This is a genomic window from Streptomyces cupreus (assembly GCF_014257025.1).
Taxonomy (GTDB): domain Bacteria; phylum Actinomycetota; class Actinomycetes; order Streptomycetales; family Streptomycetaceae; genus Streptomyces; species Streptomyces cupreus.
This window is the reverse complement of the sequence record NZ_JACMSF010000016.1, coordinates 132,131-158,761: the sequence shown is the minus strand read 5'-3', so window position 1 is coordinate 158,761 and position 26,631 is coordinate 132,131. Positions and strand designations below refer to the sequence as shown.

At 70.6% G+C, this 26,631-nt stretch carries 28 protein-coding genes and 2 pseudogenes; 15 read left to right on the top strand and 15 right to left on the bottom strand.

Going from position 1 to position 26,631, the window contains the following annotated elements; translation table 11 throughout:
- Positions 1 to 13 precede the first annotated feature (13 nt).
- Positions 14 to 754, bottom strand: coding sequence for a methyltransferase domain-containing protein (locus H4N64_RS17500; RefSeq protein WP_186283264.1), 741 nt, complete (start codon positions 752 to 754; stop codon positions 14 to 16).
- Between the two features lie 38 nt (positions 755 to 792).
- Positions 793 to 1,500 carry a FadR/GntR family transcriptional regulator gene (locus H4N64_RS17495; RefSeq protein ID WP_186283263.1) on the bottom strand — a complete coding sequence of 236 codons (708 nt, stop codon included), beginning with the start codon at positions 1,498 to 1,500 and terminating at the stop codon, positions 793 to 795.
- 146 nt (positions 1,501 to 1,646) lie between these two features.
- Between H4N64_RS17495 and H4N64_RS17490 the strand changes: the two genes are divergently transcribed.
- Both H4N64_RS17490 and H4N64_RS17485 read left to right on the top strand, forming a co-directional pair.
- Positions 1,647 to 2,174 carry a gluconokinase gene (locus tag H4N64_RS17490; protein WP_186283262.1) on the top strand — a complete coding sequence of 176 codons (528 nt, stop codon included), beginning with the start codon at positions 1,647 to 1,649 and terminating at the stop codon, positions 2,172 to 2,174.
- A gap of 49 nt (positions 2,175 to 2,223) precedes the next feature.
- On the top strand, positions 2,224 to 3,621 hold the full coding sequence (locus tag H4N64_RS17485) for a GntT/GntP/DsdX family permease (protein WP_186283261.1): 1,398 nt from the start codon (positions 2,224 to 2,226) through the stop codon (positions 3,619 to 3,621).
- A 133-nt stretch (positions 3,622 to 3,754) separates the two neighbouring features.
- Here the strand turns inward: H4N64_RS17485 and H4N64_RS17480 are convergent, their stop codons facing one another.
- The 4 genes from H4N64_RS17480 to H4N64_RS17465 all read right to left on the bottom strand — a co-directional run bounded on the left by H4N64_RS17480 (position 3,755) and on the right by H4N64_RS17465 (position 7,699).
- Positions 3,755 to 4,375 carry a cytochrome b/b6 domain-containing protein gene (locus H4N64_RS17480; protein WP_186283260.1) on the bottom strand — a complete coding sequence of 207 codons (621 nt, stop codon included), beginning with the start codon at positions 4,373 to 4,375 and terminating at the stop codon, positions 3,755 to 3,757.
- Positions 4,359 to 5,084 carry a molybdopterin-dependent oxidoreductase gene (locus H4N64_RS17475; protein WP_186283259.1) on the bottom strand — a complete coding sequence of 242 codons (726 nt, stop codon included), beginning with the start codon at positions 5,082 to 5,084 and terminating at the stop codon, positions 4,359 to 4,361. The genes H4N64_RS17480 and H4N64_RS17475 overlap by 17 nt, the downstream gene beginning before the upstream one ends.
- Positions 5,085 to 5,152: 68 nt before the next feature.
- The gene (locus H4N64_RS17470) at positions 5,153 to 6,700 is read right to left on the bottom strand and encodes an APC family permease (protein WP_186283258.1); all 1,548 of its coding nucleotides are present in this window, start codon (positions 6,698 to 6,700) and stop codon (positions 5,153 to 5,155) included.
- A 48-nt stretch (positions 6,701 to 6,748) separates the two neighbouring features.
- Positions 6,749 to 7,699, bottom strand: a complete 951-nt coding sequence (locus H4N64_RS17465; RefSeq protein ID WP_186283257.1) for a hypothetical protein — start codon at positions 7,697 to 7,699, stop codon at positions 6,749 to 6,751.
- Between the two features lie 350 nt (positions 7,700 to 8,049).
- Between H4N64_RS17465 and H4N64_RS17460 the strand changes: the two genes are divergently transcribed.
- The 4 genes from H4N64_RS17460 to H4N64_RS17445 are packed head-to-tail and all read left to right on the top strand — an operon-like array spanning position 8,050 to position 10,212.
- Positions 8,050 to 8,946: a DMT family transporter gene (locus H4N64_RS17460; protein ID WP_186283256.1), complete on the top strand. Its 897-nt coding sequence runs from the start codon at positions 8,050 to 8,052 to the stop codon at positions 8,944 to 8,946.
- A 39-nt stretch (positions 8,947 to 8,985) separates the two neighbouring features.
- A complete protein-coding gene (locus H4N64_RS17455; RefSeq protein ID WP_186283255.1) occupies positions 8,986 to 9,495 on the top strand; it encodes an NUDIX domain-containing protein in 510 nt (169 codons plus the stop codon).
- Positions 9,496 to 9,505: 10 nt separating this feature from the next.
- Entirely contained in the window at positions 9,506 to 9,898 is a 393-nt protein-coding gene (locus H4N64_RS17450; RefSeq protein WP_186283254.1) for a DUF202 domain-containing protein, read from the top strand.
- The gene (locus tag H4N64_RS17445; RefSeq protein ID WP_186283253.1) at positions 9,895 to 10,212 is read left to right on the top strand and encodes a DUF202 domain-containing protein; all 318 of its coding nucleotides are present in this window, start codon (positions 9,895 to 9,897) and stop codon (positions 10,210 to 10,212) included. Before H4N64_RS17450 ends, H4N64_RS17445 begins: the two co-directional genes overlap by 4 nt.
- Before the next feature lie 5 nt (positions 10,213 to 10,217).
- On the opposite strand, the pseudogene H4N64_RS46755 reads toward H4N64_RS17445, so the two are convergent.
- A pseudogene (locus H4N64_RS46755) lies at positions 10,218 to 10,381 on the bottom strand (NADP-dependent oxidoreductase); the annotation flags it as partial.
- Between the two features lie 250 nt (positions 10,382 to 10,631).
- Between H4N64_RS46755 and H4N64_RS17435 the strand changes: the two are divergent.
- From H4N64_RS17435 to H4N64_RS17425, 3 genes are all read left to right on the top strand, one after another.
- A complete protein-coding gene (locus H4N64_RS17435) occupies positions 10,632 to 10,928 on the top strand; it encodes a hypothetical protein (RefSeq protein WP_186283252.1) in 297 nt (98 codons plus the stop codon).
- Positions 10,929 to 11,094: 166 nt separating this feature from the next.
- The gene (locus H4N64_RS17430) at positions 11,095 to 12,117 is read left to right on the top strand and encodes a phosphotransferase family protein (RefSeq protein ID WP_186283251.1); all 1,023 of its coding nucleotides are present in this window, start codon (positions 11,095 to 11,097) and stop codon (positions 12,115 to 12,117) included.
- Positions 12,118 to 12,123: 6 nt separating this feature from the next.
- Positions 12,124 to 13,338, top strand: a complete 1,215-nt coding sequence (locus tag H4N64_RS17425) for an acyl-CoA dehydrogenase family protein (RefSeq protein WP_186283250.1) — start codon at positions 12,124 to 12,126, stop codon at positions 13,336 to 13,338.
- A 73-nt stretch (positions 13,339 to 13,411) separates the two neighbouring features.
- Here the strand turns inward: H4N64_RS17425 and H4N64_RS17420 are convergent, their stop codons facing one another.
- The 3 genes and pseudogenes from H4N64_RS17420 to H4N64_RS17410 form a co-directional block, all read right to left on the bottom strand.
- Entirely contained in the window at positions 13,412 to 14,005 is a 594-nt protein-coding gene (locus tag H4N64_RS17420; protein WP_186283249.1) for a TetR-type transcription factor C-terminal domain-containing protein, read from the bottom strand.
- 26 nt (positions 14,006 to 14,031) lie between these two features.
- Positions 14,032 to 14,181, bottom strand: a pseudogene (locus H4N64_RS17415) (AMP-binding enzyme); the annotation flags it as partial.
- A gap of 23 nt (positions 14,182 to 14,204) precedes the next feature.
- Positions 14,205 to 14,969: an SDR family oxidoreductase gene (locus H4N64_RS17410; protein ID WP_186283248.1), complete on the bottom strand. Its 765-nt coding sequence runs from the start codon at positions 14,967 to 14,969 to the stop codon at positions 14,205 to 14,207.
- Positions 14,970 to 15,104: 135 nt separating this feature from the next.
- On the opposite strand from H4N64_RS17410, the gene H4N64_RS17405 reads away from it, so the two are divergent.
- Together H4N64_RS17405 and H4N64_RS17400 are read left to right on the top strand one after the other, a co-directional pair.
- Positions 15,105 to 16,340, top strand: coding sequence for an exo-beta-N-acetylmuramidase NamZ family protein (locus H4N64_RS17405; protein WP_186283247.1), 1,236 nt, complete (start codon positions 15,105 to 15,107; stop codon positions 16,338 to 16,340).
- 81 nt (positions 16,341 to 16,421) lie between these two features.
- Positions 16,422 to 17,744, top strand: a complete 1,323-nt coding sequence (locus H4N64_RS17400) for a serine-threonine protein kinase (RefSeq protein WP_186283246.1) — start codon at positions 16,422 to 16,424, stop codon at positions 17,742 to 17,744.
- Between the two features lie 19 nt (positions 17,745 to 17,763).
- On the opposite strand, the gene H4N64_RS17395 is transcribed toward H4N64_RS17400, so the two are convergent.
- Complete coding sequence (locus H4N64_RS17395; RefSeq protein WP_186283245.1) at positions 17,764 to 20,559, bottom strand: penicillin acylase family protein; 2,796 nt, start codon at positions 20,557 to 20,559, stop codon at positions 17,764 to 17,766.
- A 243-nt stretch (positions 20,560 to 20,802) separates the two neighbouring features.
- Between H4N64_RS17395 and H4N64_RS17390 the strand changes: the two genes are divergently transcribed.
- The 3 genes from H4N64_RS17390 (at position 20,803) to H4N64_RS17380 (ending at position 23,348) form a co-directional block, all read left to right on the top strand.
- Positions 20,803 to 21,408 (top strand): hypothetical protein, encoded by a 606-nt coding sequence (locus H4N64_RS17390; RefSeq protein ID WP_186283244.1) that lies wholly within the window; start codon positions 20,803 to 20,805, stop codon positions 21,406 to 21,408.
- Between the two features lie 57 nt (positions 21,409 to 21,465).
- Positions 21,466 to 22,200, top strand: coding sequence for a 3-keto-5-aminohexanoate cleavage protein (locus H4N64_RS17385; protein WP_186283243.1), 735 nt, complete (start codon positions 21,466 to 21,468; stop codon positions 22,198 to 22,200).
- 80 nt (positions 22,201 to 22,280) lie between these two features.
- Entirely contained in the window at positions 22,281 to 23,348 is a 1,068-nt protein-coding gene (locus tag H4N64_RS17380) for an RNA ligase (ATP) (protein ID WP_186283242.1), read from the top strand.
- A gap of 45 nt (positions 23,349 to 23,393) precedes the next feature.
- Here the strand turns inward: H4N64_RS17380 and soxR are convergent, their stop codons facing one another.
- Positions 23,394 to 23,861 (bottom strand): redox-sensitive transcriptional activator SoxR, encoded by a 468-nt coding sequence (soxR, locus tag H4N64_RS17375; RefSeq protein WP_186283241.1) that lies wholly within the window; start codon positions 23,859 to 23,861, stop codon positions 23,394 to 23,396.
- 101 nt (positions 23,862 to 23,962) lie between these two features.
- Between soxR and H4N64_RS17370 the strand changes: the two genes are divergently transcribed.
- Positions 23,963 to 24,424, top strand: a complete 462-nt coding sequence (locus H4N64_RS17370; protein WP_186283240.1) for a MaoC family dehydratase — start codon at positions 23,963 to 23,965, stop codon at positions 24,422 to 24,424.
- 9 nt (positions 24,425 to 24,433) lie between these two features.
- On the opposite strand, the gene H4N64_RS17365 is transcribed toward H4N64_RS17370, so the two are convergent.
- From H4N64_RS17365 to H4N64_RS17355, 3 genes are all read right to left on the bottom strand, one after another.
- Entirely contained in the window at positions 24,434 to 25,057 is a 624-nt protein-coding gene (locus H4N64_RS17365; protein ID WP_186283239.1) for a TetR/AcrR family transcriptional regulator, read from the bottom strand.
- An 85-nt stretch (positions 25,058 to 25,142) separates the two neighbouring features.
- Entirely contained in the window at positions 25,143 to 25,388 is a 246-nt protein-coding gene (locus H4N64_RS17360; protein ID WP_186283238.1) for a YiaA/YiaB family inner membrane protein, read from the bottom strand.
- 61 nt (positions 25,389 to 25,449) lie between these two features.
- Complete coding sequence (locus tag H4N64_RS17355) at positions 25,450 to 26,601, bottom strand: acyl-CoA dehydrogenase family protein (RefSeq protein ID WP_186283237.1); 1,152 nt, start codon at positions 26,599 to 26,601, stop codon at positions 25,450 to 25,452.
- Positions 26,602 to 26,631: the final 30 nt, after the last annotated feature.

The window sequence follows — 26,631 nt, the reverse complement described above, 5'->3', positions numbered from 1 at the left end:
ACTAGGCCAGGGCCTAGGGGCCCGGCTTCTCCCACACCGACACATGCCGGGTGCTCTCGCCGGTGAAGGGCGCCCGGTTCCAGTCCTCCCAACGGTCGCGCAGCCGCAGTCCGGCGAGCCGGGCCATCAGGTCCAGCTCGGCCGGCCAGACGTATCGGAACGGCAGCGACCAGTGCTCGGCGCGTCCGTCGACGATGGTGACGTAGTTGGAGCTCATGGCCTGGGTGGCGGGGTCGTAGGTGTCGAACGCCCACTGGGTCGGGGTGATGCGGAACGGTACGGCGCTCTGCCCGGGCGGCAGTCTGCGCAGCTCGGGCACGCCGACCTCCACCACGAAGCAGCCGCCGGGGGCCAGGTGGGCGGCGGCGTTGCGGAAGCAGTCGACCTGGGCGTCCTGTGTCGTGAGGTTGTTGATGGTGTTGAACACCAGGTAGGCCACGGTGAATTGGCCCTCCACCCGGGTCGTCGCGAAGTCGCCGATCGTCACACCGACGCCGTCCCCGCCGGGCTTCCCCCGGAGTCGGGCGACCATGGCCCGGGACATGTCGATGCCGTGCACCGGCACGCCACGGGCGGCGAGCGGCAGGGCGATCCGGCCGGTGCCGATGCCGAGTTCGAGCGCCCGGCCGTCCCCTGCGAGACCGGCCAGGACGTCAACTGCCGGGTCCACGACGTCCGGTCGGAACATGTCCGCCGAGCCGTCGTCGTATCCGGCCGCGATCTTCTCTCCGAAGTAGCCGTCTTCATCAAGCACTTCGGGACCGTACCGTCCTCGGCCGGCCCGGTGCGCGCCTATTTTCCGGGCGCCAGGATGTCCAGCTCCTGGAGCGCGCCGACGGTGATCTCGCGGACCAGGTGTTCGGCGCGGGCGGCGTCGCGGGCGCGGACCGCCTCCGCGACCTGGACGTGCAGGGTGACGGCGGCGGGGTCGGGGTCCTCGAACATGACCTCGTGATGGGTGCGGCCCGCGAGGACCTCGGCGACGACGTCTCCGAGGCGGGCGAACATCTCGTTGCCGGAGGCGTTCAGGATGACCCGGTGGAAGGCGATGTCGTGGAAGAGGTAGCCCTCCAGTTGATGGCCGCGGGAGTTGGCCACCATGCCCAGGGCGCACTCGGTGAGTTCGGCGCACTGCTCGGCGGTGGCGTTCTTCGCGGCGAGGCCCGCGGCGACCGGCTCGACGGCGGAGCGCAGCACGGTGAGCGAGCGGAGCTGGTGGGGGCGGTCGGCACCGGCCAGACGCCAGCGGATGACCTGGGGGTCGTACACGTTCCACTCGGACTTGGGGCGGACCGTCACGCCCACCCGGCGGCGGGACTCGACCAGGTGCATCGACTCCAGTACGCGCACCGCCTCGCGCATCACGGAGCGTGACACATCGAACTGCTGAGCAAGCTCGTCGGTGCGCAGCACGCTGCCCGGCGGGTACTCACCCGCGGTGATCGCGGGGCCGAGGGTTTCGAGTACATGTCCGTGCAGCCCCCGGCCCGTTGTGCTCATGCTCACAGCGTACGGGGCGGCTCACGGGAAGAAAAAGTCAGACTTATTTGTCACAGCCTCTTGAATTCGTCGTACCTAATGAGTTTCAGTGTCCCGGCCGACGTCAGAAGTCGACGTCGTATGTCGAGGAAGACAGCGAGGCAGTGATGCGTACCCCCCACGTCGTCGTCGTGATGGGCGTCGCCGGAACGGGCAAGACCACGATCGGTCCCCTGCTCGCCGCCCGGCTCGGCGTCCCGTACGCCGAGGGCGACGACTTCCACCCGCAGGCCAACATCGCCAAGATGTCGGCCGGCATCCCGCTCGACGACGAGGACAGGTGGCCCTGGCTCGATGCCATCGGCACCTGGGCGCACGAGCGGACGGGTCTTGGTGGGGTGGTCAGCAGCTCCGCGCTGAAGCGGTCGTACCGCGACCGGCTCAGAGCCGCCGCTCCCGGGGTGGTGTTCGTGCACCTCGCCGGCGACCGCGAGCTGATCGAGAACCGGATGCGGCAGCGGCAGGGCCATTTCATGCCCACGGCCCTGCTGGACTCCCAGTTCGCCACGCTCCAGCCGCTTCAGGCGGACGAGGCGGGCGTCGTGGTGGACGTCTCGGGCACGCCCGAGGAGATCACCGCGCGCGCCATGGCCGCGCTGGACGCCCTCGACGCACCGTCGGCCCCGACGCCGTAACCCCCCACGCCCCCTCCCCAACCCCCCGTAAACCGCAAGGGATACTCCCGTGACCAGACTCAACGTCGAGGTGCTGGCAGCGGACGCCGTCGAGCCGATCACCTCGGCCGGTCATGCTCAGCTGGGCATCGCCGTGCTGGCGGGCATCGCCGTCATCGTCCTGCTCATCACCAAGTTCAAGCTGCACGCCTTCCTGTCGCTGACCATCGGGTCGCTGGCGCTGGGCGCGTTCGCCGGGGCGCCGCTGGACAAGGCCATCACCAGCTTCACCACCGGGCTCGGCACCACCGTCGCCGGTGTGGGCGTGCTGATCGCCCTCGGCGCGATCCTCGGCAAGATGCTCGCCGACTCCGGCGGCGCCGACGAGATAGTCGACACGATCCTCGCCAAGGCGGGCGGCCGGTCGATGCCCTGGGCGATGGTGCTGATCGCCTCCGTGATCGGTCTGCCGCTGTTCTTCGAGGTCGGCGTGGTGCTGCTGATCCCGGTCGTGCTGATGGTCGCCAAGCGCGGCAACTACTCGCTGATGCGCATCGGCATCCCGGCGCTCGCCGGTCTGTCCGTGATGCACGGTCTGGTCCCGCCGCACCCCGGTCCGCTGGTCGCGATCGACGCGGTGCAGGCCAACCTGGGTGTCACGCTGGGGCTCGGCGTCCTGGTCGCGATCCCGACGGTGATCATTGCCGGTCCGGTCTTCTCCCGCTTCGCCGCCCGCTGGGTGGACGTCCCGGCCCCCGACGGGATGATCCCGCAGCGTGCGTCCGAGGACCTGGAGAAGCGTCCCGGCTTCGGCGCCACGCTCGCCACGATCCTGCTGCCGGTCGTCCTGATGCTGTCCAAGGCGCTCGTCGACATCATCATCGACGACCCCGAGAACACCACGCAGCGTGTCTTCGACGTGATCGGTTCCCCCCTGATCGCGCTGCTCGCGGCCGTGCTGCTCGGCATATTCACGCTGCTGCGGCCCGCCGGGTTCGGCAAGGACCGGGTCTCCGGTCTGGTCGAGAAGGGCCTCGCGCCCATCGCCGGCATCCTGCTGATCGTCGGCGCGGGCGGTGGCTTCAAGCAGACGCTGATCGACTCCGGTGTGGGTCAGATGGTCCTGGACATCTCCGAGGACTGGTCGATCCCCGCGCTGCTGCTGGCCTGGCTGATCGCGGTGGCGATCCGTCTCGCCACCGGTTCGGCGACGGTCGCGACGGTCTCGGCGGCGGGTCTGGTCGCGCCGCTCGCGGCGGGCATGTCCACCGGTGAGACGGCCCTGCTGGTCCTCGCCATCGGCGCCGGCTCGCTCTTCTTCAGCCATGTCAACGACGCCGGTTTCTGGCTGGTGAAGGAGTACTTCGGGCTGAACGTCGGGCAGACCATCAAGACCTGGTCGGTGATGGAGACGATCATCTCCGTGGTCGCGGGCGGTATCGTCCTGCTGTTGTCCTTGGTGATTTAGCGGCCGTACGGCACTCCTGGGCCCGCCCTGTCCTCGACACCGAGGAGAGGGCGGGCCCAGGTGACTTCCCGGGCAAGGGACTTGGAGGAGTACGTGAGCGGGAGGGTCCGCCGGGAATCCGAGTGCCCGTGACTCACGGCCGCCACAGCGGATGCTCCCGCTCCGCCCACTCCCGGCTCACCGACCCCGTGCGCATGCCGCGGCGGGCCTCCGGGTCGGCCAGGGCCATGCCGATGTGGCCTGCCAGGACGATGCCGATGGTCAGGGCCAGCCAGTCGTGCACGAAGGTTGCGCTGGTGCGCCACATCAGCGGGGTGAGGTGGGTGAACCACATCATCAGGCCGGTGCCGAGCATGACCAGCGTGGCGCCGGCGATCCAGGACGCGTAGATCTTCTGGCCCGCGTTGAACTTCGCCGCCGGGCGGGAGCCGGGGGTGCGGTCGCGGCGCAGGGCCGCTCTCAGCCAGCGGCGGTCGTGGGAGCCGAAGCGGTTCAGCCGGCCGAGGTCGGCTCGTAGGGCTCGGGAGGCCAGGCCCGCCAGGAGCGGGACGGGGAGAGCCAGACCCGTCCATTCGTGGATGCGGACCACCAGCTCGCGTCTGCCGACCAGCTCCGCGAGTTGGGGGACGTAGAGGCAGGCCGCCGTGGCCACGCATGTCAGCATCAGCGCGGCCGTCGTGCGGTGGACCCACCGTGTCGTCCGGTCGAACCGGCGGAGCCTCGTGGCGGGCGGGGCCTCAGCTCGTAGGCTCATCGTCGCGTCCGTTCGAACGGCCGACCCACGCGTCCACGTCGTAGCCGCGCTCCTCCCAGTAGCCCGGGCGCACGTCCTCGGTGACGGTGATGCCGGAGAGCCACTTGGCCGATTTGTAGAAGTACATGGGGGCCACATAGAGGCGGACCGGACCGCCGTGGCTGTGGCCGAGGTCCTTGTCCTGCATGCGCAGGGCGACCAGGACGTCGGAGCGGCGGGCCTGGTCGAGGGTGAGGCTCTCGGTGTAGACGCCGTCGAAGCAGGTGAAGCGGACCGCCCCGGCCGAGGGGCGCACTCCCGCGGCGTCCAGGAGCCGGGACAGGCGCACCCCCTCGAAGGGTGTGCCGGGGACCCGCCAGCCGGTGACGCACTGGACGTCGCGGACCATGCGGGTCTGCGGCAGGGCGCGCAGATCGGCCAGGGTGTACGACATCGGGCGGTCGACCAGGCCGTCGACGGTGAGGCGGTAGTTCCCGGCGTTCTTGCGCGGCACCGAGGAGGCGACCGAGTAGTAGCGGAAGCCGCCGCCGTTGGGGAGCAGTCCTGTCAGGCCTGTGGGGTCCTTCTCGGCGGCACCGGCGAGGAAGGACTCCATGCCGCGTTGCAGGACGGGCGCGGTGACCACGCCGAGGGCGCCCAGGCCCAGGGTGCCGAGGAGGACGCGGCGGCCGATCGGCATACCGCCTTCCTCGGGCTGTTCGGAGTTCACCTGTTCATTCGAGCACCCACGGCGCGGGCGGGCCAGGGGCCGCGGGTGCCCGTCAGAGTTCCGTAATCTCAGTGCGACGTCTCCGCCGCCTTCTCCAGCTGGAACGCCTCGTTGCCCAGGCCGATGCGGGCGTGCGCCTCGGGGTTGCGGGAGCGCAGGACGAGGCCCTGGACCAGGCCGACGACCAGGGCGAGGGCGATGATGCCGGGCAGGATCCAGTTCAGGGACGAGCCGGGGCCCGAGCCGACCAGGACGTCGAAGTCCTTGACCGTGTAGACGACGATGAAGAGCAGCGCGATGGTCGCGAGTCCGGCGGCGGCCAGCCGCCAGAACTGGCTGCCCGCGGCGCCGCGGCGGACGAAGAAGACCACGACGGACACCGAGGCGATGGCCATCAGGAGCGTGACGCCGAGCGCGCCCACGTTGCCCATCCAGGTGAACAGGTGCAGCACGGCCGCGGTCGGGTCGCCGGTCGGCTTGTCGTCGGCGAGCGCGAAGGCGGCCACCACCACCAGGGCGATCACCGTCTGGAGCAGGGAGCCGGTGCCGGGGGCGCCGCTCGCGCTGCTGGTGCGGCCGAAGGCGGCGGGCAGCAGGCCCTCGCGGCCCATGGCGAAGGCGTAGCGGGCGACGACGTTGTGGAAGCTGACCATCGCGGCGAACATGCCGGTCACGAAGAGCACGTGCAGGACATCGGTGAAGGTCTCCCCGAGCACGCCCTCGGTGAGGAAGAACAGCATTCCGGCGCTCTGTTCCTGGGCGGTGCCGACGACCGCGTCGGGGCCGGTGGCGACGGTGATCGCCCAGCAGCTGACCGTGTAGAAGACGGCGATGCCGCCGATGGCCAGGAACATCACGCGCGGCACGAGGACGTGCGGGCGGCTGGTCTCCTCGGCGTACACGGGCGCCTGCTCGAAGCCGAGGAAGGCCGCGACGCAGAAGCACAGGGCGGTGCCGATACCGGCGCCGCTGAGCGTGTCCGGGTTGAAGGCGTGCAGCGACAGGCCCTCGGGGCCGGGGTCGCCGAGGGCAGCCACGTCGAAGATCACGACGAGCGCGACCTCGATGAGGAGCAGGACGCCGAGCAGGCGCGCGTTGAGGTCGATCTTCAGCCAGCCGAGCGCGCCGACGAACAGCACGGCCAGCAGCGCCGGGATCCACCAGGCGAGCTCGATCTCCAGGTAGGTGGCGAACAGGCCGGAGACCTCGAAGCCGAAGATGCCGTAGATGCCGACCTGGAGGGCGCTGTAGGCGACCAGTGCGACCAGGGCCGCGCCGGAGCCGGCGGTGCCCCCGAGGCCGCGGGAGATGTACGCGTAGAAGGCGCCGGCGTTGTGCACGTGCCGGCTCATCTCGGCGTACCCGACGCTGAAGAGGGCGAGCACCACGCCGAGGATCACGAAGAGGAGCGGCTGCCCGACGATGCCCATCACCCCGAAGGTCGTGGGCATGACACCGGCGACGACCATGAGGGGTGCCGTCGCGGCGAGCACGGACAGCAGCAGACCGGTCGTGCCGAGCCGGTCGGCGCGCAGGGCCCGGTCCTGGCCCTTGAACGTGCTGATGCCGCCGCTGTCGGTGGAGGGACTGGTCGTTCTCGAACTGCCCGTCGTCATCGCGGGTCGTCCTTTCGGGGGTTACGGGGGTGGAAGGGCGGGTGCGCGTCACACCGTGCCGAGCGCGCTGTCGCGGGCGGCACGGAAGGCGGGGTAGGGATCGCGGTCCGGGTACGACCAGGGAGCCGGGGTGGCGTGCTCGCCGATGCGGTGGAACAGGGCGGCGGCCTCGGCGCCCCGGCCCTCGCAGAACTTGGCGTGGGCGAGGAAGTTCAGGTCGACCAGGCGGCGCGGGTGGCCCTCGTGCTCCCACTCCAGCCACCAGTCGAAGGCGGCCTTCATCACCTGGCGGGCCCGGCGGCCGACCCAGTGCCCGGAGGCGGCCGGGTCGGGGGACTCGTGCCCGGCGGCGGCCAGCACGCGGTAGCGCTCGGCGTGCGCGATGACCGGCAGGACCGCGAGCGGGGAGTCGGCGGGGGCGCGCTCGGCGGCGCCGTTGGCGAAGTCGTAGACCTCGTGCAGTGGGTCCGGGCCCGCGGCGGCGTGGCGTTCGGCGAGCCGGGCGACCATCAGATGGTGGGCGTGGTGGTGGTCGGCATGCCGGAGGCGGACCTCCTCGAAGAGCTTGAGCGCCTCCTCCTCGGTGCCGGTGCCCCGGGTGAGCATGAGCAGGCCGAGCCAGGGGGTGGGGTCGGCCGGGGCGTGCGCGGCCGCGGTGTGGCAGGCCTCTCGGGCTCGGTCCGGCTTCTCCTTGCCGCGCAGGGCGCGCTGCACCTGGGCGAGGGCGAGCAGAACCCGGGCTTCGGCCGACTCGGGCTCGGCGAGCAGCCACTCGCGGGCCCAGGGGGCGCTGTGGGCCTCCTGGGCGAGGACGGTGACCCGATGGCCGCGGCGGTCCCAGTCGTCGGCGGTGTGCGCGAGCAGGGAGCGGACGCTCTGCCACCGACCCTGCGCCAACGCCGCCCGCGCGGCGGTGAGTTCGAGGTCGTCGAGGGCGCCGTCCAGGCTGTGGGCCGCACGTTTGCGGCCGCGGCCCAGGGGTGGCGGGGGTGGAGACACCGCTGGAACATCCTCACGCGACGCGGGTCGTCGTCTGGTTTCGTTTTGCCATCGAGCGATCACGCACAGCCAACCCCCCGCCAATACTTCGCGTCAAGTGCCATCGGTGCGTTACTCGCGTCAACTCCTGTGCCTGGTGGGGCACTTGTTACGTGTTGGCAGGGTCCGTACGACGTCCAGGACCCGAATTGGACCGGACCTGTGGCGTACGCCATGGCTTTTTCGGTGCCGAGCACGGACCATGGCGGGAAGTCCATCGCTCCCAGGGGCGCGCCGGCTCCCGGGACGCTACAGTCGGCCACTACGCAGTACGCCCCCCGAGCCCCGGCCCAACGATCGAGGAACGCCGCGTGTCGCTTCAGGTTCTGATTCTCGCCGTGAGCGCCGCCTGCTGCCTGGGCTTCGGATTCGTCCTCCAGCAGAACGCCGCCCAGAAGGCGCCCCTCAGCGACTTCCTCTCCCCGCGCATCCTGCTGGACCTGGTGAAGGTACCGCGCTGGCTCGGCGGTATCGGCCTGATGGTGGTCGGCATGGCGCTCGGCGCCATCGCGCTCGGCCAGGGCGAGCTGTCCCTGGTGGAGCCGCTGCTCGCGACCAACCTGCTCTTCGCGATGGCCCTGTCCCGACGCCAGACCAAGCAGTCCCTGGGCCGCCAGGGCTGGCTGGGTCTGCTGCTGCTCGCGGGCGGCGTGACCGCCTTCATCGTGGCCGGCGAGCCGACCGGCGGCACCGCGCTGACGGACCCGTTCCGGCAGTGGCTGATCATCGGCGTGATGGTCGGCGCGGCCCTGCTGCTCACGGGCTACGCCAAGCGCTCGCGGCTCGGTTCAGGACCGGTCCTGCTCGCCACGGCGGCCGGTCTTCTCTACGGCGTCCAGGACGCCCTCACCCGGGTGACCGGCGAGCGTTTCAGCGAGGGCGGCCTTACCGAGGTGCTCACCGGCTGGCAGCCGTACGCCGTGCTGGCGCTCGGTGTCACCGGTCTGGTGCTGGTGCAGAGCGCCTTCGAGACCGCTTCGCTGCGGATGTCGCTGCCCGCCCTGACCGCCGCCCAGCCGCTGGCCGGCATCGCCTGCGGGGTCGGCTTCCTCGGCGACCGGCTGCGCACCGACGTGGGCGCCCTGGCCTGGGAGGCCGCCGGGCTCGCGGCGATCGTCGCGGGCATCGTCCTGCTCGGCCTGCACCCGGCGATGCCGTCCGGCGCGAGGGTCCGGGAACCGGCGCACAGCCTCCAGCCGAGCGTCTGACACAGGCGCTGACGACCGGGCCCTGCTTGGATGGGCCCCATGAGCGCAGCTGACGAGATCCTCGACATCGTCGACGAGAACGACCAGGTCATCGGCGAGGCCCCGCGCGGCCGCGTCTACGCCGAGGGCCTGCGGCACCGATGCGTGTTCATCCAGGCCAGGGACGCCGACGGCCGCCTCTTCGTGCACCGCCGCACCCCGACCAAGCTGGTCTTCCCCTCCTTGTACGACATGTTCGTGGGCGGAGTCGTCGGCGCGGGCGAGTCCTACGAGGAGGCGGCCCTGCGGGAGGCCGAGGAGGAGCTGGGGGTGTCCGGGCTGCCGGAGCCGGGGTTCCTCTTCAAGTTCCTCTACGAGGACGGCGCCGGGCACAGCTGGTGGTCGGCCGTGTACGAGGTGCGCTGCGAGCTGCCGGTGAGCCCGCAGGTGGAGGAGGTGGCCTGGCACGCCTTCCTGCCGGAGCCGGAGGTGGAGGCGCACCTCGCGGACTGGGAGTGGGTGCCGGACGGTCTTGCCGCGTACGAGCGGCTGCGGGCACACCGGGCGTAGGGTCCGGGGCGTGATCGAATTCGTACGGAACGTCCGGCTGTGGTTCGCGCCCGAGGAGATCCGGCGGGAGGGCGGCACTCCGGACTACCGGTTCTCGCTGGCGAACGAGCGCACCTTCCTGGCCTGGCTGCGGACCGCGCTGGCGCTGATCGGCGGCGGTTTCGCGGTGGACCAGTTCCTGCCGGACCTGCGCTGGGGCTGGCGGGTCGGGCTCGCCCTCGCGCTGCTCGCGGCGGGCGTGCTGTGTTCCCTGCGCGCGGTCAACCACTGGGTGCGCTGCGAGCGGGCGATGCGCCGGGGCGAGGATCTGCCGGTCTCGCGGTTCCCGGCGGTGCTGAGCGTGGTGGTCGCGGTCGTGGCGCTCGCGATGGTCGTGGTGGTGCTCGTCGGGTGGCAGGGGTGACCTCGCCGCCGGCACGGGACCCGGGGCTCCAGCCGGAGCGGACCCGGCTGGCATGGCGTCGTACGACCCTGGCGGGCACCGTCGCCGCGGTGCTCGCCGTGAAGACGGCCCTGCACGGCGGGGTCTCGGCGCCGCGGATCGTCGTGTGCGCCCTGTGCTGTGTGCTGTGGCTGGGGTTCCTCGCGGTCGCCAACCGCCGTATCCACGCCCTCGCGACGAGCCCGGAACCGGCGGCGCTCGCGCCCCGGCACGCGACGGCGGCGGTGCTGTGCACGGTCGCGCTGGCGGTGTGCGGGGCGCTGCTGATCTTCTAGGACTCCTCCGCCGCCCGCTCCAGCGGGTACGTCTCGGAGACAGGCACGGAGACCACGCCCTGTTCGGCCGGTTCGGTCAGCCGCAGCAGGTCTCGGCGTCGGGGCGCACGAAGTAGTAGCGGCCGCCGTACCCGAACACGTCCGGGTCGGCGATGGACACCAGCCGGCCGGCGAACTCCGTGACGGACAGCCCGGGCTGAACGACCACATCGGAGACGTCCCAGCCGGGCACCACCGGGAAGACGGCTTGGAGGGCGCCGTCGAGTCGGGACCGACCTTGGGGTCGGCCGCCTCACCGTGTGCGAGCGCCTCGGGGCCGCCGTAGCGTGAGTACGCCACGCAAGGCGAATGACCGGATATGCGCCCTTCGCGTGGCAGCCTGTCCGTCGTCATCACCCGCACCTCCGAAGGTGAGCACCATGACCACCCTCCACCAGGAACACGCCTCCCACGCCCACGCCCACGGACCCGGCTGCGGACACACCGAGGTGCCGCACGGCGATCACGTGGACTACGCGCACGGCGGGCATCTGCACCGTGAGCACGGCGGGCACTGGGACGAGTGCGAGCCGGGCGGCCACACACCCCACGAGGGCCACGACCACCAGCACGGAGAGGCGTGCGGGCACGAGAGCGTGCTGCACGGCGACCACGTCGACTATCTGCACGACGGCCACCGGCACGCGGCCCACAGCGGCCACTGGGACGACCACTGAACGTGGCGAACCGGCCGAAAGGCACCCTCCGACAGCTCCCGGCGCCACCGCGCGGGGAGCTGTCGGCCTATCGTGGCTCCGATCACGTTGGGGTCGAGCACTGGACGACATACCGACCGGTCGGCATCATTGGTCTGGTCTCGTTCACCTGCCCGTAGGAGCATCGATGAGCCCCGACCACCCGCCCGGACTCGATCTCGACCGGCTGCGCGCCCTGCTGGAGCGCGCGCGCCCCGGCCTGGTGCACGGCCCACTGACCGGGCGGCTGATCGAGGGTGGACGGTCGAACCTCACCTACACCGTCTCCGACGGCACCTCGAAGTGGGTCGTACGGCGTCCTCCGCTCGGCCATGTCCTCGCCACCGCGCATGACATGAAGCGCGAGCACCGGGTGATCAGCGCGCTGCACCCGACGAACGTGCCGGTGCCGGAGCCGGTGCTGCTGTGCGAGGACGAGAAGGTGCTCGGGGCGCCGTTCTACGTCATGCAGTTCGTCGACGGCACCCCGTACCGCACCGCCGACCAGCTGGCCCCGCTGGGTGAGGAGCGCACCCGTCAGGCGGTGCTCTCGCTCGTGGACACGCTGGTGGACCTGCACGCGGTGGACCCCGCCGAGGTGGGCCTCGCCGACTTCGGCCGCCCAGAGGGCTTCCTGGACCGCCAACTGCGCCGCTGGGGCAAGCAGTTGGACGCCTCCCGCAACCGTGAGCTGGCCGGCATCGACGAACTGCACGCCACCCTCGGACGTCAACTGCCCGTCTCCCCCGCGCCGACGGTGATCCACGGTGACTACCGGCTGGACAACGTCCTGATCGGGGGTGACGACCAGATCAAGGCCATCCTCGACTGGGAGATGTCGACGCTCGGCGATCCGCTCACCGACCTCGGCCTGCTGGTGATGTACAGCATGCCGCTGGACATGCCCGACTCCCCCGTCTCCACCACCGCCGAGGCTCCGGGCCACCCGGATCCGGCCGAACTGATCGAGCGGTACGCCGCGCGCTCGGGGCGCGACGTCTCCGCGGTCTCCTGGTACACGGCCTTCGCCTGGTTCAAGCTCGCCGTGATCCTGGAGGGCATCCACTACCGCTACACGCTGGGCCAGACGGTCGGGCGCGGCTTCGACCGCATCGGCGACCTGGTGCCCGTCTTCATCGAGCACGGTCTGACCACTCTTCAGGAAGGCTGACCGGACATGGACTTCGCGTTCGACGCGCGCACCGAGGAGCTGCGCGGCAAACTGCTCGCCTTCATGGACGAGTACGTCCATCCGGCCGAGGCGGTGGCGGAGGAACAGCGGGCCGCGCTGGCCTCACCCTGGGACACCCCGGCCGTGGTCGAGGAGTTGAAGGCCGAGGCGCGCAGGCAGGGCCTGTGGAACCTCTTCCTCCCGGACACCGAGTACGGCGCCGGACTCACCAACCTCCAGTACGCCCCGCTCGCCGAGATCACCGGCCGCTCCCCGCAGTTGGCGCCGACCGCGCTGAACTGCGCGGCGCCGGACACCGGCAACATGGAGGTGCTGTACCAGTTCGGCGACGAGCAGCAGAAGAAGCAGTGGCTGGAGCCGCTGCTGGCGGGTGAGATCCGCTCGGCGTTCGCGATGACCGAGCCCGAGGTGGCCTCCGCCGACGCCACCAACATCACCACGCGCATCGAGCGGGACGGCGACGAGTACGTCATCACCGGCCGCAAGTGGTACATCTCCGGGGCGATGAACCCGGACTGCAAGATCTTCATCGTGATGGGCAAGACGGACCCGGACAGCGACGACATCCGCCGCCAGCAGTCCATGGTCCTGGTGCCCCGCGACACCCCGGGCGTCACCGTCAAGCGCGCGATGCAGGTCTTCGGCTACGAGGACCACTGGCACGGCGGCCACGCCGAGGTGATCTTCGACCACGCGCGCGTGCCGGTGGCCAACCTGATCGGCGAGGAGGGCGGCGGCTTCGCCATCGCGCAGGCCCGCCTCGGGCCCGGCCGTATCCACCACTGCATGCGGCTGATCGGCATGGCCGAGCGGGCGATCGAGCTGATGTGCAAGAGGGCCGTGTCCCGTACGGCGTTCGGCAAGGCGCTGGCCCAGCAGGGCGTGGTGCACAACTGGATCGCGGACGCGCGGGTCGCGGTGGAGCAGCTTCGGCTGCTGGTGCTGAAGACGGCCTGGATGATGGACACCGTCGGCAACAAGGGCGCCCACACCGAGATCCAGGCCATCAAGATCGCCACTCCGCGCACGGTCGTCGACATCATCGACCGCGCGATCCAACTGCACGGCGCGGGTGGCGTCAGTCAGGACTTCCCGCTGGCCGAGCTGTACGCCGGTGCCCGCACGCTGATGATCGCGGACGGCCCGGACGAGGTGCACCAGCGGTCGCTGGCGCGTCGGGAGCTGAAGAAGTACATCTGAGACCGGCGGATCCGTCCCACCGGGAGCCCAAAACGCCGGGTCGGCGTCGTCGCCGGTGGGACGGATCCGCCATTCAGGGCCGCAACGCCCGAAGCAACAGGTCGGCCAGGTGGTCGGCGACCTCCTGGGGGCCCATCGGACCGTCGGGGCGGTACCAGGTCGACAGATGGTGGACGGAGCCGAAGTGGTAGTCCACCACCAGGTCGGCCGGGGTCGCCGTGGAGAAGACACCGGCCTGCTGGCCCTCCTCGATGAGCGCGCGGAAGCGCTCGTGGTAGCGCCGGCGCTCGGCGCGCACCTGCTTGTTCTTCTCCGGGCTCAGATGGTGCATCGAGCGGAAGAAGATCGACGCGTCGTCGAGGTTCTCGATCGTGGTGACGACGACATCGGCGGCCGCGGCGCGCAGCCGCTTCTCCACCGGCTCGTCGGCGCCCGCGAAGGCGTCCAGACGCTCCTGCTGAACGCGCAGCACGCGCGCGTACACCTCGTGGAGCAGGTCGTCCTTGGAGCCGAAGTAGTGGTACAGCGCGCCCTTGGTGACGCCGGCCGCCTCCACGATCTCCTGTACCGAGGTCCGGTCGTAGCCCCGCTCGGCGAAGAGCCGGGTGGCGGCGGCCAGCAGCCGCTGTGGGACGGGGGTACCGTCTCCGTCCGTCGTCCTGGGCACTGTGCCGCCACCTGCCTTCCGAGTTCTCACTGGCTGTCGTGCGCGCGGGAACGGAGTTCCCGCCGGAGGATCTTCCCACTCGCCGCCTTCGGCAAGGCGGGCAGTATCTCCACGTGGCGCGGGTATTCGTAGGCGGCCAGTCTCTCCTTGCAGTACACCGCGAGTTCATCCGGGTCCGGCTTGTCCGCGTAGGAGACGCTCACCGCGCGGCCTCCCACTTCTGCTGGATGTGGTTCATGGTCCCGAGCCAGCGGTCCGGGTCCCCGGCCCGGCCCTGATAGAACCCGGCGACCTCGGGATGCGGAAGGATCAGGAACCGGTCCTCCGCCATGCCCTTGAACAGCGCGTCGGCCACGTCGTCCGGCTCGATGGCGGTCGGCTGAAGCACCAGGTCACCCGCGCTTCCGGTGGCGGCGAGCATGTCGGTGCGCACACCCTGCGGACAGATGGCGTGCACCTTGATCCCGCGGTGGCGGTAGGTCAGCGACAGCCACTCGGCGAAGGCGTACGCGCCGTGCTTGGTGACGCTGTAGGGCGCGGCCCCGATCATGGTGAGCAGCCCGGCGGCGGACACGGTGGAGACGAACCGCCCGCGCCCGCGCTCCAGCCACCCCGGGACGAGTTCCTGGGCGGCGCGGACATGGGCCATGACGTTGACGTCCCAGGCCAGCGCCCAGACGTCCTCCCCTGCGGCCTCGGACCCTCCGGAACCGACGCCGGCGTTGGCGCAGTACACGTCGATGTCCCCGCCGAGCGCGTCACGGGCGGCCCCGACGACGGCGGAGGCGTCCCCCGGCACGGCGATCGCCCCGATCTCGTCGGCAACGGCTTCGGCCTTGGCGACATCCAGATCGTTCACGACGACCCGGGCTCCGGCGGCTGCGAACCGCTTGGCCAGTGCGGCCCCGATCCCTCCGCCCGCTCCGGTGACAACGACTCCGGCGTCCTGCAGGGCTTCCACCATCGGTCTCCTTCGATCGCGACTCAGGCGAACATCGTCAGACTAACCGGTCGGTATGTATGAGAGAAGAGCAGGGAAGTGCCGGCTTGGGGGCGCGGGGCTGTATCGATCTGCGGCTCACCCCTTACCGTGCCCCTCATGCGCCTGACGAGACGAACTCTCCTAGTGGCAACCCCGGCCTTGGCAGCAACCACCACCTCCGCAGCCGCCGCAGGCAATCCCGGCCGCCGCCTGCAAACAGGCTTCGAGCGCCTCCAGACATCGGGCTACGCCCAGCTCAGCGGCCAGCGCATCGGCATCGTCACCAACCCCACCGGAATCACCCGAACCGTCCGCCACATCGTCGACGTCATGCACGAGGACGAAAAGGTGGATCTCAGGGCCGTCTTCGGCCCAGAACACGGCTTCCGTGGCACCGCCCAGGCAGGCGGCTCCGAGGGCCGCTACGACGACCCGGCAACAGGCCTCCCCGTCTACGACACGTACCTCAAGAGCGGCAAGCCCCTCGCCGACATCTTCACCGCGTCCGGCGTCGACACCGTCGTCTTCGACATCCAGGACGTAGGCGCCCGCTTCTACACCTACATCTGGACGCTCTACGACTGCATGGAGGCGGCCCAGCTCGCGGGCAAGCGCTTCGTCGTGCTGGACCGGCCCAACCCGGTGACAGGCCGCGCAGCGAACGGCCCCGTACTGCACAAGGAGTTCGCCACGTTCGTCGGCCGGCAGCCCATCTCGCAGGCGCACGGGATGACGGTCGCCGAACTGGCCCTGCTGTTCAACGGGGAGTTCCTCACCACCCCGGTCCCCCTGGACACCGTGACGATGACGGGCTGGCGGCGCTCGGAGTTCTACGACGCCTCGGATCTGCCCTGGGTCCCGCCGAGCCCGAACATGCCGACGCCGGACACGGCCCTGGTGTACTCGGGAACCTGTCTCTTCGAGGGCACGAACCTCTCCGAGGGCCGGGGCACCACCCGTCCCTTCGAACTCCTCGGCGCGGAGGGCGTCGACGGCCGCTGGGCCGCCGAGGTCAACCGACTCGGCCTGCCCGGCGTGCACTTCAGGGAGGCGTACTTCGCGCCCACCTTCTCCAAGTTCCAGGGCAAGACGATCGGCGGTGTCCAGATCCACGTACACGACCGGGCCGCCTTCGACCCGATCCGCACGGGAATCGCGCTCCTCGTGACCGCCAAGAAGACCTACAGCGGCTTCGCTTGGCGCTCCGACAACTGGATCGACAAGCTCACCGGCTCCACTCAGGTCCGCACCGCGATCGACGCGGGTGCGAACACCGACGAGGTGGTGGCCGGCTGGCAGGACGAGCTCGCCGCGTTCCGGGGGATTCGAAAGGAATACCTCCTCTACAGATGACCCGCGCTGTATGGCCAACTCTGCCCCGTGGCGGGACGATACGCCCACATCGCACCGCTTCGGGGGACGGAGGAGCCCGTCATGGCACGACCGGCAGTGAGCGTATCTCCCTACTGGGAACTGACCTTCGACGCGGACGGGGACCCTGACACCCGTGCCAGGGACCGGCTGCTCGCCGGGGTGGCCCACCACGAGGTACATGATCTGCTCGTGTTCGCGCACGGCTGGAACAACGACCGCTCCGGTGCCACGCGGCTCTACGACCGCTTCTTCGCGCCGGTCCCGCAGCTCGCGCCGACGGCCCGTCTCGGGTACGTGGGCGTGGTGTGGCCGTCGATGCGGTTCTCGGACGAGCCGATCCCCGACTTCCCGCGTGCCGTGGCGGCCGAGCTGCCGCCGCGTCCGGTGCTCGACAAGGACACCCGGCACGCGCTGCTGGAGACGTTCCCAGGACGGGCCACCGTGATCGACCAGCTCGCCCGGCTGCTGGAGCAGCAGTCGCGCGAGGAGGCCGAGCTGGAGGAGTTCGGGCGGCTGGTGCGGCTGCTGGTCGACCTGGTGCCGCCGGGTCCGCAGGCGCTGTTCGCGGCGGACACGCTGGCGGAAGGGGTGCCGCAGGACGGGCCGACGATGTTCGAGGGGACCGCTGCCGAGCGGTGCGAGGAGTTCGCGCGGGCGCTGGCGCGGCTCGAATCGCCGGACGCGGCACCGGACGCCTCCTTCTCGCTGCCGAACCCCTGGGACGGGGCGCATGAACTGCTGCGTCAGGCCACGTACTACGCGATGAAACGGCGGGCGGGCACGGTGGGCGAGCGGGGGCTCGGGCGGGTGATCGGTCAGCTCGCGACGCGGTCGCCCCAGGTGCGGGTGCATCTGGTCGGGCACAGCTTCGGCGGGCGGCTGGTGTCGTTCGCGCTGCGCGGGCTGCCGAAGGGGGTGCGTACGGTGAAGTCCGTGACGCTGCTCCAAGGGGCCTTCTCGCACTACGCGTTCTCGGCCCGGCTGCCGCACGACCCGCGCGCGGGAGGGGTGCTCCAGGGGCAGCACAACCGTATCGACGGGCCCTTGGTGTGCTGTTTCTCGCGGCACGACGACGCTCTGGGCACGATGTATCCGCTGGCTTCCCGGATGGCGGGCCACGACCGGGAGTTCCATGGTTTCGACATCGGGAGGGCGCTGGGCGCCAAGTGGGGGGCGATGGGCTTCGACGGGGTGCAGGCGGTGCCCGGCACCAAGAACCTCAAGCTCGCCGACGCGCTGCGCGGGCCGTTGCCCGCGGCGGGGTGCGTGAACGTCGACGCGGCGGCCGTGGTCCGGCGCGGTGGTCCCCCGGCCGGGGCGCACAGCGACATCGTGCACCGGGAGCTGGCCCAACTGGTGCTGGCGGCGGGCCGCGTGCACTGACCCGCCGCCGACTCCCCTGTCACCGGTGCGAGGTGAACTCCACGACCTGCTGGTAGGTCGGCCGGTTCTGCCAGCTGATCCGGGCGTGGTTGATGCCGCCGAGCGGGCGCTGCACGATCGAGTCGGCGCACCACTGGTCGCCCGCCGAGCAGCCCTCGTCGCCGGGATAGACCTGGGCGGCGGTCTTGCCCGCGGCCGTCTTCAGGGTGCTGATCAGGCTGTCCCGGCAGGAGTTCAGGTTGCCGTTCCCGCAGTACTCGCGGGCCGGCGGACCCTGGACCGGCTCACCGAGCACCGACCTGAGGTCCTTGTCGACGTAGCTCCACCAGCCGTACTGGAAGGAGCTGCCGGCGTGGGCGCCGGTCGGGCCGTGGGCGGCCGACGGGGCTTCGTCGACCGGCAGGTTGCGGGTGAAGGCGGTGAACAGCTCGCTGCCGAGGCCCGGTTCGAACTCGGCCTGCACCAGCAGCGGCCACCAGGCGTCCAGGATCCGGATCGCGTCGGCATGGGCGTACGTCTTCGAGCCCGCCGAGGTCTCGGTGCGCCGCGCGCCCGCCGCGAGCCACGCGGACAGCTTGTCGACGGCCGCCTTCGCCGCCGTATCGGTCACCGGGGAGCTGCCCACCACCTTCAGCAGATCCGGCAGGACGTCCTCGGCGCGCAGATCGGCGAGCCCGGCCTCGGCCATCGCCTTCACGAGTGAGGCACGGGTGACCCCGCCCTGGGCGATCAGCTTCTTCACCCGGTCGTCGAGGAGGTTGCCGCGGTGGACCGAGCCGTCGCCCCAGGGGGCGGTGGTGTAGTCGGCGGCCTGCTTGTTGTTCCAGGAGATGTAGAAGTCCTGGTCGATGGAGTTCGGGTGGGCCGACGGCGGGGTGTAGTCCGCGGTGTTGGTCGTCGGGTTCCAGTTCCGCCACTCGTACGACGGCTGCGCCCACACCGGGAACTCCGCGTCCACGCCGGTCGCCCGGACCGGGTTGTCGCCGCTGTTGTAGTAGGCGGTGTGCTCGGAGTCGACGTAGAACCAGTTGAAGGTGAAGTTGATGTGCTGCACCGCCGTCTGGAATGTCTCGGGGCTCTTGAGGTAGTCGGGGTCGTTCAGCATCTGGAAGCCGATGATCGAGTCGGCCTCGTGCAGGAAGGACGAGCGCAGGGTGGTGTAGGCGACGCGCTTGCCGTCGACGGTCGCGCGGTGCGAGACGGGTCCGTACTTCGTCCGCCAGACCCGCATGGTGTACGAGCCCGCGGGGGTGTCGTCGGCGGTGGTCGGCTTCCAGGCGTTCTTCTGCTCGATCTTCTCCATCGCGGTGCAGGTGCCGCGGTAGAGGTAGTGGTGGTCGTCCTGGCACAGCTCGACGGCGTAGGTGTCGATGATGTCCTGGCCGGAGGTGGTCGCGCTCCATGAGTAGTCCTGGCCGCGGCCGAGTTCGACGTACATGCTCAGACCCGCGAAGGAGGCGCCGCGGGCGCTGATGCCCGGGCCCTGGATCTCCTGGAGGAGCAGGAGCTGGGGTGCGAAGTAGCCGGTCTGGGGGCCGAAGACGGCGACCGGGTGGCCGCTGGCGGTGTGCTCGCCGCTCACCACAAGGGCGTTGGACATGCCCCGCCGGGCCGAGCTCATCGCTGTCTTCGTCGCCGTGGCCGAGGTGTCGGCGGCGGTCACGGTGGCCGCACTGCCCGTGCGGTCGTGGACCAGGGGTTCCTCGATCACCGATCCGGCGGCCGGCAACGCCGTGCCCTGCGGGTTCGCGGGCTTCTCGGCGTACGGGAAGCTCTTGTCGTGGACGGTGACGACGGCCTCGGGGTCGTTGCGCATCCGGAAGGACTCCCAGACCTCGGTGCCCTCGGCCACGCCGTACCGCTCCTGGGCGGCCAGCAGGGACAGCGCGTTGTTGACCTCGCCGCCGCCCCCGGAGCCGAACAGCGCGCCGATGACGGAGGCGAGCGCGACCAGGTCGGTGGGCTTGAAGTGCTCGATGGTTCCGGCGTTGGTGACGGAGTCCTTGTGCCCGGTCAGGACGTACTCGCCGGGGAAGTAGCGGCCGCTGTCGGAGGCGTCGATGTAGGCGTTGATGCCGGCGACGTAGGCGTTGACGTCGGCGAGGGCCTGCTGTCCGCGCGCCCCGTTGCCGGCCACGGCGTTGTCGATCTGGGCCTGGAGGTCGGCCTCGGTGTACGGCGCGTGGCGCCAGAACTCCTGCTCAAGGCCCTGGTTGGCGGGGTCGCCGCCCGCGAAGGAGGTCAGCCGGCCCCGGCCCACGTGCCTGAAGACGTCCATGAGCCAAAGCCGGTCCTCGGCCGCCGCATAGCCGGCACCGAACTCCGTGCCGTATCTGGTGGTACCGGTGATGTGCGGCACACCGGTCTTCTTGTCGCGGACGATCGTCACATCGCTGCGTCCGGCCGGCCTGACGGTGGAGGCGACTTGATCGGCGGGGACCCCGAACGAGGCGTCGTTGAAGAAGTTGGTGATCGTGGCGTTGGTGAGGGTGGGGTGGCCCGTGGCGAGGTTCGCATAGGGACCGAGCTGGTCGGAGGCGTGCGCGGGCATGCTGCCGAAGGCCTGGTTGAGCAGGATCTGGGCCAGCGTGGCGTTGCCGTTCTCGCCGGGCGGCAGGATGTCGGAGCACTGGCTGCCGCAGTGATCGGTCACCGCCGTCGCCCCCGCGTCCGCCTCCTCCGCGGCGACCGCCTGGGAAAGCGGGGACAAAAGACCGGCAATGAGCACGCATATGGATGCCGTCTTCAGGAACCCGGGGAATCTGCCGGGAGTTCTCAGTCTGTCGAGCGCGGTGCGAGGGATGCGCCGTGGCATGGCAGCTCCTACCGACGGGGGTGGGCCGGACGTTACCGCCGGTATCCCCGGGATTGAAGGTGAACATGCGTCACTTTCCGGAGCGTTGGGGGAGGCGCGCCGACCGGCTGATGGGGGCCATCGGAAATCGGATGGAGCCGAATCGCGTGTCGATACGTCTATTCGTCAACGTCGTACGAAGTCCGTGCGACACGACGCCGAAGTGACCGAAGTACAGGTGCAGTGTGACGGAGGTGCAGGGCGATGGCCGGTTTCCGGAGTCTGGCGAGACAGGTGCGAGACCCGCGCTGTGATCTGGCGCTACGGCGCTACTCGCTGCGCAAGTGCCTTGAGCGGTTCGCCCCTTACGGACACAGGGCGACCTGGGACCACTTGTGCTCCCGGGCCGGGTTCGGTCCCGAGGACAGGTCTCCCGATCCGGCGCGGCTCGTGGCCGCGTTGGACGAGTTGGAGGAAGCGCGTTCGGTGTGGCTCGCCTATGAGGTCGAGTTCGCCCACCGGCGCAAGAAGGAGAAGCACGACGGACTGCGCAGGCCGGGGAGTGTCGACGACTGGCACCGGCTGACCTGGGGCGGTTTCGGAGTCGCGTGGTGCGACGACCCGCGGGTCCACCCCCGTGAGCCGCTGGCCGAGGTGCTGCGCAGGCTGATCTCCGCCCTGGAGCGCGACCCGGGTGCCGAGTGCCCGGTGTGCGGCGGGGAGCGGCTGACCTGGAAGTACGACCTGGCCCATGAACCCTCCTCGGGCCCGGTCTGCACGCGCTGCGGGATCGTGGTCCCGCGTCCCGTGTTGACGCCGGAGGCCCTGGCGGCCGCCCGGCGCGAACGCCGGCTGCTGGTGTCGGCCTAGTACGACGGGGGTGCGCCGGGGATGCCGCACCCCCCTATGCCGAGGGATCATCTCGGCATGGTGCAGGTCTGTCTGAACGGGGCCCGTGGAGCGGCCGACGGTGCGATGGTGCCCCTGTCGCCGGAGGCGATGGCGGAGTCCGCGGCCGAGGCGGTGGCGGCCGGTGCCACCGACGTGCATGTTCATCCCAAGACGCCCTGTGGACAGGACAGCCTGTCCCCGCGAGTCGTCGCGGCGACGCTGGAGGCGATACGGGCGCGGGTGTCGGTGCCGGCCGGGGTGACGACGGGTGCCTGGGCGGAGCCGGATCCCTCGCTACGACTGTCTCGTATACGGGCCTGGACGGTGCTGCCCGATCACGCCTCGGTCAACTGGCACGAACCGGGGGCGGAGGAGGTGGCCGCCGTGCTGATCGACCTCGGGGTCGGGGTCGAGGCCGGGATCTGGTCGGGGACCGACGGAGCGGCACGGTTCGCCCGCTCGCCGCTCGGGCCGAAGGTGCTGCGGGTGCTGGCGGAGGTGACGGACACATCTCCGGAGACGGCCGAGGACAGTGCGCGGGGTCTGCTTGCCGAGCTGGGACCCGCTTTCGGCCGGCCGGTGTTGCTGCACGGCGAGGACGGCGGGGCGTGGCCGGTACTGCGTCTTGCGGGGCGGCTGGGGCTTGCGACGCGGGTGGGCCTGGAGGACGTGTTGCTGCTGCCGTCCGGGGAACGGGCGGTGTCCAACGCGCGGTTGGTGGCGGAGGCGTTGATCGAGTACGCGGGCGCCCGGGACGCTACCAGGCGCTAATCCGGTCGCTCCACCCCTTTCCCTTACGGACAGTTGGAGGCGATGAAACACAGCTGACCGAAGGAACCCAGGAGTCACCGATGTCGACGCTGCGCGTCACCGCCGAAGTGCTGACCGTCCATGAGCATCCGAACGCCGACGCCCTCGAACTTGCCCAGGTGGGCCTGTACCGGGCGGTCGTGGCGAAGGGTGCGTACCGTACCGGCGAGGTGGCCGTGTACATCCCCGAGCAGTCCGTGCTGCCGGCCGCGCTGGTCGAGGAGCTGGGACTCACGGGGCGGCTGGCGGGGAGCAACTCGGACCGGGTGAAGGCGGTTCGGCTGCGTGGTGAGCTGTCGCAGGGGATCGTGTGCCGGCCGTCGGCGCTGACGGGCGTGGATCTGGTGCGGGCGGCGTCGGACGGCACCGACCTCGCGGAGCGGCTGGGGATCACCAAGTGGGTGCCGCCCATTCCGCCGACGATGTCCGGGGACGTGGAGTCGGCGCCGGATCTGTTGCCGTGGGTGGACATCGAGAACATCCAGCGGTATCCGGGGATCTTCACGGCGGGTGAGCCGGTGGTGCTCACGGAGAAGCTGCACGGGTCGGCGTGCCTGGTGACGTACGTGGCGGACGAGTCGCGGGTGTACGTGTCCTCCAAGGGCTTCGGGTCGAAGTCGCTGGCGCTGAAGGAGGATGCCCGGAATCTGTACTGGCGGGCCGTGCGCGGGCATGGGGTCGCGGAGGTGGCGGCTCGTGTCGCGGAGCGGCTGGGGGCTCGGCGGGTCGGGATCTTCGGGGAGGTGTACGGGGCGGGGGTCCAGGACCTGACGTACGGGGCGGACGGCCGGCGGGACACGCTGGGGTACGCGGTGTTCGATGTGTCGGCGGAGGTCGACGGCTCGGTGCGGTGGCTGAACGCGGCGGACGTTCTCGGCGATGCGCTGCCGTTGGTGCCTCGCCTGTACGAAGGGCCGTACGACAGCGAGCGGGTCCTGGAGTTGGCGACCGGCCGGGAAACGGTCTCCGGACGGGAGCTGCACCTGCGGGAGGGCGTGGTCCTACGTCCGGCGGTGGAGCGGTACAGCCCGGTGACCGGCGGCCGGGCGATCGCAAAGGCGGTCAGCCCGGCGTACCTGACCCGGAAGGGCGGCACGGAGTACGAGTGACGTAGCGGGATCGCCCCCGCCGCCCCTACCCGTGAACGGGCCTCGTCAGCGGCGGCGGCGGCGTTCCACCAGCAGGCGCGAGCCGCTTCGGTGTTCGCCGAACGTGTCGTCCGGGTTGGACAGGACGCACGTGTCCAGGGAGAGGCAGCCGCAGCCGATGCAGTCCGTCAAGTGGTCTCGCAGACGGTTCAGTTGCGTGATGCGTTCGTCCAGTTCCGCTCGCCATGTCTCCGACAGCCGCGCCCAGTCCTCGTGGGTCGGGGTGCGCTCCTCGGGGAGTTCCGCCAGTGCCTCGCGGATCGTCGCCAGGGGGATGCCGACCCTCTGGGCCGCCCTGATGAAGGCCACCCGGCGCAGCGTGTCCCTGCCGTAGCGGCGTTGGTTGCCCGCCGTGCGGCGGCTGGTGATCAGGCCCTTGGCCTCGTAGAAGTGCAGGGCGGAGACGGCGGCGCCACTGCGCGCGGCGAGCTGGCCGACCGTGAGCTCATGGATCTTCTCGGGAATCTTGGGCACCCCTCGAAGCCTACCCACCCCGGCGAACGGCAGATCCGTTGACACGGGGCCTCCGTCCGAGCATGCTAAGCAGTCGCTTAGACTTTTGGGAGGCCAGGGACATGGCAGAACCGAGGAGCTTCACCTCCGTCGACGAGCTGAAGGCAGCGGTCGGCGAGCAGCTGGGCCACACCGACTGGCTGGAGGTCGACCAGAAGCGGATCGATCTCTTCGCGGAGGCGACCGGGGACCACCAGTGGATCCACGTCGACCCGGAGAAGGCCGCCACCGGCCCCTTCGGGACGACCATCGCCCACGGATACCTCACCCTGTCGCTGCTGCCCCTCTTCGGCCCGCAGCTGATCAAGGTCGAGGGCATGAAGATGGGCGTCAACTACGGCACGAACAAGGTCCGTTTCCCGGCCCCCGTGCCGGTCGGTTCGCGAGTGCGCGCCACCGCGACGATCACCGGAGTCGACGACGTCACCGGCGGCGTCCAGGTGACGGTCGCGTTCACCGTGGAGCGCGAGGGCGGCGACAAGCCCGTGTGCGTCGCCGAGTCCGTGGCGCGGTACTACCTGTAGGACCCTGGCCTACTTCGCGCCCACCATCCGCAGCACGAGGTCGGCGTACAGCTCGCCGACCTCGTCCGGAGTCCGGGATCCGTTCACGTTGAACCAGCGCGCCACGTCGATGCAGAGCGACAGCACGGCGAGCGTGGTGCCCTTGACGTCCGGCACGTCGAACTCGCCGGACGCCACCCCGTCCTCGATGATCCCGCGGACCTCGGCGTCCACCTGCCGGCGCAGCCCGATGATCTCCGCCCGGGCCTCGGGGCCGAGCGAGTCCAGCTCGTACTGCACCACACGCGCGGTCGTACGCCCCCCGGCGTGCCAGCGCACGAAGGAGCTCACCGCGTCCGCGAGCCGCTCGGTCGCGGTGCCCTCGCGCGCCGCCGCCGTACGCAGGATCTCCAGCGCCTTCTCATGGCCGATCCGGCTGATCCGGTGAAGCAGCTCTTCCTTGGTCTTGTAGTGGATGTAGAGCGCCGCCGGGCTCATCCCGGCCCGGCCCGCGATGTCCCGGGTCGTCGTGGCGTGATAGCCACGCTCGGCGAAGGCCTCCACCGCGGCGATCAGCAGCCGCCGGGCCGCGTCGGGCGTGACCTCGCCCCACGCCGACCCCTCGCCGCCGGCCGTCTCCTCCGCCGTACTCATCGCTGCTCGCCCCTCTCGATGACAGAGTCACCACCATACCGCCGACGGTGAGCGGTCGCTTAGAGCAGCCACCCGGGGTGGCCGATCAGAGCTTCTCGAACGGACCGTAGGAATGAGCCGTCGAGGCGTCCTGACGGTCGCGGATGACCTTGGCGAGGGTGAAGGCGGAGGTGACCAGGTAGAGGACGGCTATGCCGAGGAAGGCGCGGACCCAGGGGTCGGCCTCCAGCTGGTAGATGCCGATGGCGGTGGCCGCCATGGCGGCGGCGAACGAGGCGACGGACTGGCCGTAGAAGGCGGCCGTGTTCTGCTTGACCGGTGTGTCACTCATGGGGACAAGCTTCGACGGACGTGGGCCGCGCCACATCCGTCGAAGTACTCAGCGGTCGTACTCAGAAGGCCGAAACCCCGGTCAGCGCACGGCCGATGACCAGCTTCTGGATCTGGCTCGTGCCCTCGTAGAGGGTCATCACCCGGGCGTCGCGCAGCAGCTTGCCCGCCGGGTACTCGTCGATGTAGCCGTAGCCGCCGAAGACCTGGAGGGCGTTGTTGGCGGCGCGGACGGCGGCCTCCGAGGCGAAGAGCTTGGCCTTGGAGGACTCGGTGGCGAAGGGCTGCCCTCGGTCGATCAGGTCGGCGACCCGCCAGGTCAGCAGCCGGGCGGCGTCGACGTCCACGGCGATGTCGCTGATCAGCTCCTGTACGAGCTGATGGTGGGCGATGGTCCTGCCGAACTGCTCCCGCTCCCCCGCGTACTTCACGGCCACGTCCAGCGCGGCCTGGGCCAGACCCACGCAGCCCGCCGCCACCGACATCCGCCCCTTGGCCAGCGCCGACATGGCGACCGAGAAGCCCTTGCCCTCCTCGCCGAGCATCGCGGATGCGGGCACCCGCACGTCCTCCAGGACGAGTTCGGCGGTGGCCTGGCCGCGCAGGCCGAGCTTGCCGTGGATCGTGCGGCGGGTCAGCCCGGGCGTGTCCGTGGGGACCAGGAAGGCGGAGACGCCCTTGTGGCCGGGGGCGTCGGTGGAGCGGGCGAAGAGCAGCACGACATCGGCCCAGGTGCCGTTGGTGATGAACATCTTGGTGCCGTTGATGACGTAGTCCCCGCCGTCACGGACCGCGTGGGTGGCGAGGTTGCCGGCGTCGGATCCGGTGCCCGGCTCGGTGAGGCCGAAGCAGCCGACGTAGTCGCCGGCGGTCAGGCCCGGCAGCCACCGCCGCTTCTGCTCCTCGCTCCCCCAGGCGGCGATCGTCTTCGCGACCAGGCCCAGGGAGACGGAGACGATGCCGCGCACGGACGAGTCCCCACGGCCGAGTTCCTCCGTGACCAGGCAGTACGCGAGGTGGTCGCCGCCGGAGCCGCCGTACTCCTCGTCGACGGTCAGGCCCAGGAAGCCGACCTCGCCGAGCTTCTTCACGATGCCCCGGTCGACCTCCTCGGCGCGGTCCCAGGCGACGACGTGCGGGGTGATCTCGCGGGCCACGAAGTCCCGGGCGAGCTGCCGTACGGCGGTCTGCTCCTCGTTGAGCTCCAGGTTCATACCGAGTCACCCCAATTGAATGCCGTACAT

What these genes read in the sequence shown, in the direction of transcription:
- H4N64_RS17495 (WP_186283263.1), bottom strand. Translation starts at nt 1,500, where the DNA reads ATGAGCACAACGGGCCGGGGGCTGCACGGACATGTACTCGAAACCCTC.
- H4N64_RS17490 (WP_186283262.1), top strand. Translation starts at nt 1,647, where the DNA reads ATGCGTACCCCCCACGTCGTCGTCGTGATGGGCGTCGCCGGAACGGGC.
- H4N64_RS17480 (WP_186283260.1), bottom strand. Translation starts at nt 4,375, where the DNA reads ATGAGCCTACGAGCTGAGGCCCCGCCCGCCACGAGGCTCCGCCGGTTC.
- H4N64_RS17470 (WP_186283258.1), bottom strand. Translation starts at nt 6,700, where the DNA reads ATGACGACGGGCAGTTCGAGAACGACCAGTCCCTCCACCGACAGCGGC.
- H4N64_RS17455 (WP_186283255.1), top strand. Translation starts at nt 8,986, where the DNA reads ATGAGCGCAGCTGACGAGATCCTCGACATCGTCGACGAGAACGACCAG.
- H4N64_RS17435 (WP_186283252.1), top strand. Translation starts at nt 10,632, where the DNA reads ATGACCACCCTCCACCAGGAACACGCCTCCCACGCCCACGCCCACGGA.
- H4N64_RS17430 (WP_186283251.1), top strand. Translation starts at nt 11,095, where the DNA reads ATGAGCCCCGACCACCCGCCCGGACTCGATCTCGACCGGCTGCGCGCC.
- H4N64_RS17425 (WP_186283250.1), top strand. Translation starts at nt 12,124, where the DNA reads ATGGACTTCGCGTTCGACGCGCGCACCGAGGAGCTGCGCGGCAAACTG.
- H4N64_RS17410 (WP_186283248.1), bottom strand. Translation starts at nt 14,969, where the DNA reads ATGGTGGAAGCCCTGCAGGACGCCGGAGTCGTTGTCACCGGAGCGGGC.
- H4N64_RS17405 (WP_186283247.1), top strand. Translation starts at nt 15,105, where the DNA reads ATGCGCCTGACGAGACGAACTCTCCTAGTGGCAACCCCGGCCTTGGCA.
- H4N64_RS17400 (WP_186283246.1), top strand. Translation starts at nt 16,422, where the DNA reads ATGGCACGACCGGCAGTGAGCGTATCTCCCTACTGGGAACTGACCTTC.
- H4N64_RS17395 (WP_186283245.1), bottom strand. Translation starts at nt 20,559, where the DNA reads ATGCCACGGCGCATCCCTCGCACCGCGCTCGACAGACTGAGAACTCCC.
- H4N64_RS17390 (WP_186283244.1), top strand. Translation starts at nt 20,803, where the DNA reads ATGGCCGGTTTCCGGAGTCTGGCGAGACAGGTGCGAGACCCGCGCTGT.
- H4N64_RS17385 (WP_186283243.1), top strand. Translation starts at nt 21,466, where the DNA reads ATGGTGCAGGTCTGTCTGAACGGGGCCCGTGGAGCGGCCGACGGTGCG.
- H4N64_RS17380 (WP_186283242.1), top strand. Translation starts at nt 22,281, where the DNA reads ATGTCGACGCTGCGCGTCACCGCCGAAGTGCTGACCGTCCATGAGCAT.
- H4N64_RS17370 (WP_186283240.1), top strand. Translation starts at nt 23,963, where the DNA reads ATGGCAGAACCGAGGAGCTTCACCTCCGTCGACGAGCTGAAGGCAGCG.
- H4N64_RS17365 (WP_186283239.1), bottom strand. Translation starts at nt 25,057, where the DNA reads ATGAGTACGGCGGAGGAGACGGCCGGCGGCGAGGGGTCGGCGTGGGGC.
- H4N64_RS17360 (WP_186283238.1), bottom strand. Translation starts at nt 25,388, where the DNA reads ATGAGTGACACACCGGTCAAGCAGAACACGGCCGCCTTCTACGGCCAG.
- H4N64_RS17355 (WP_186283237.1), bottom strand. Translation starts at nt 26,601, where the DNA reads ATGAACCTGGAGCTCAACGAGGAGCAGACCGCCGTACGGCAGCTCGCC.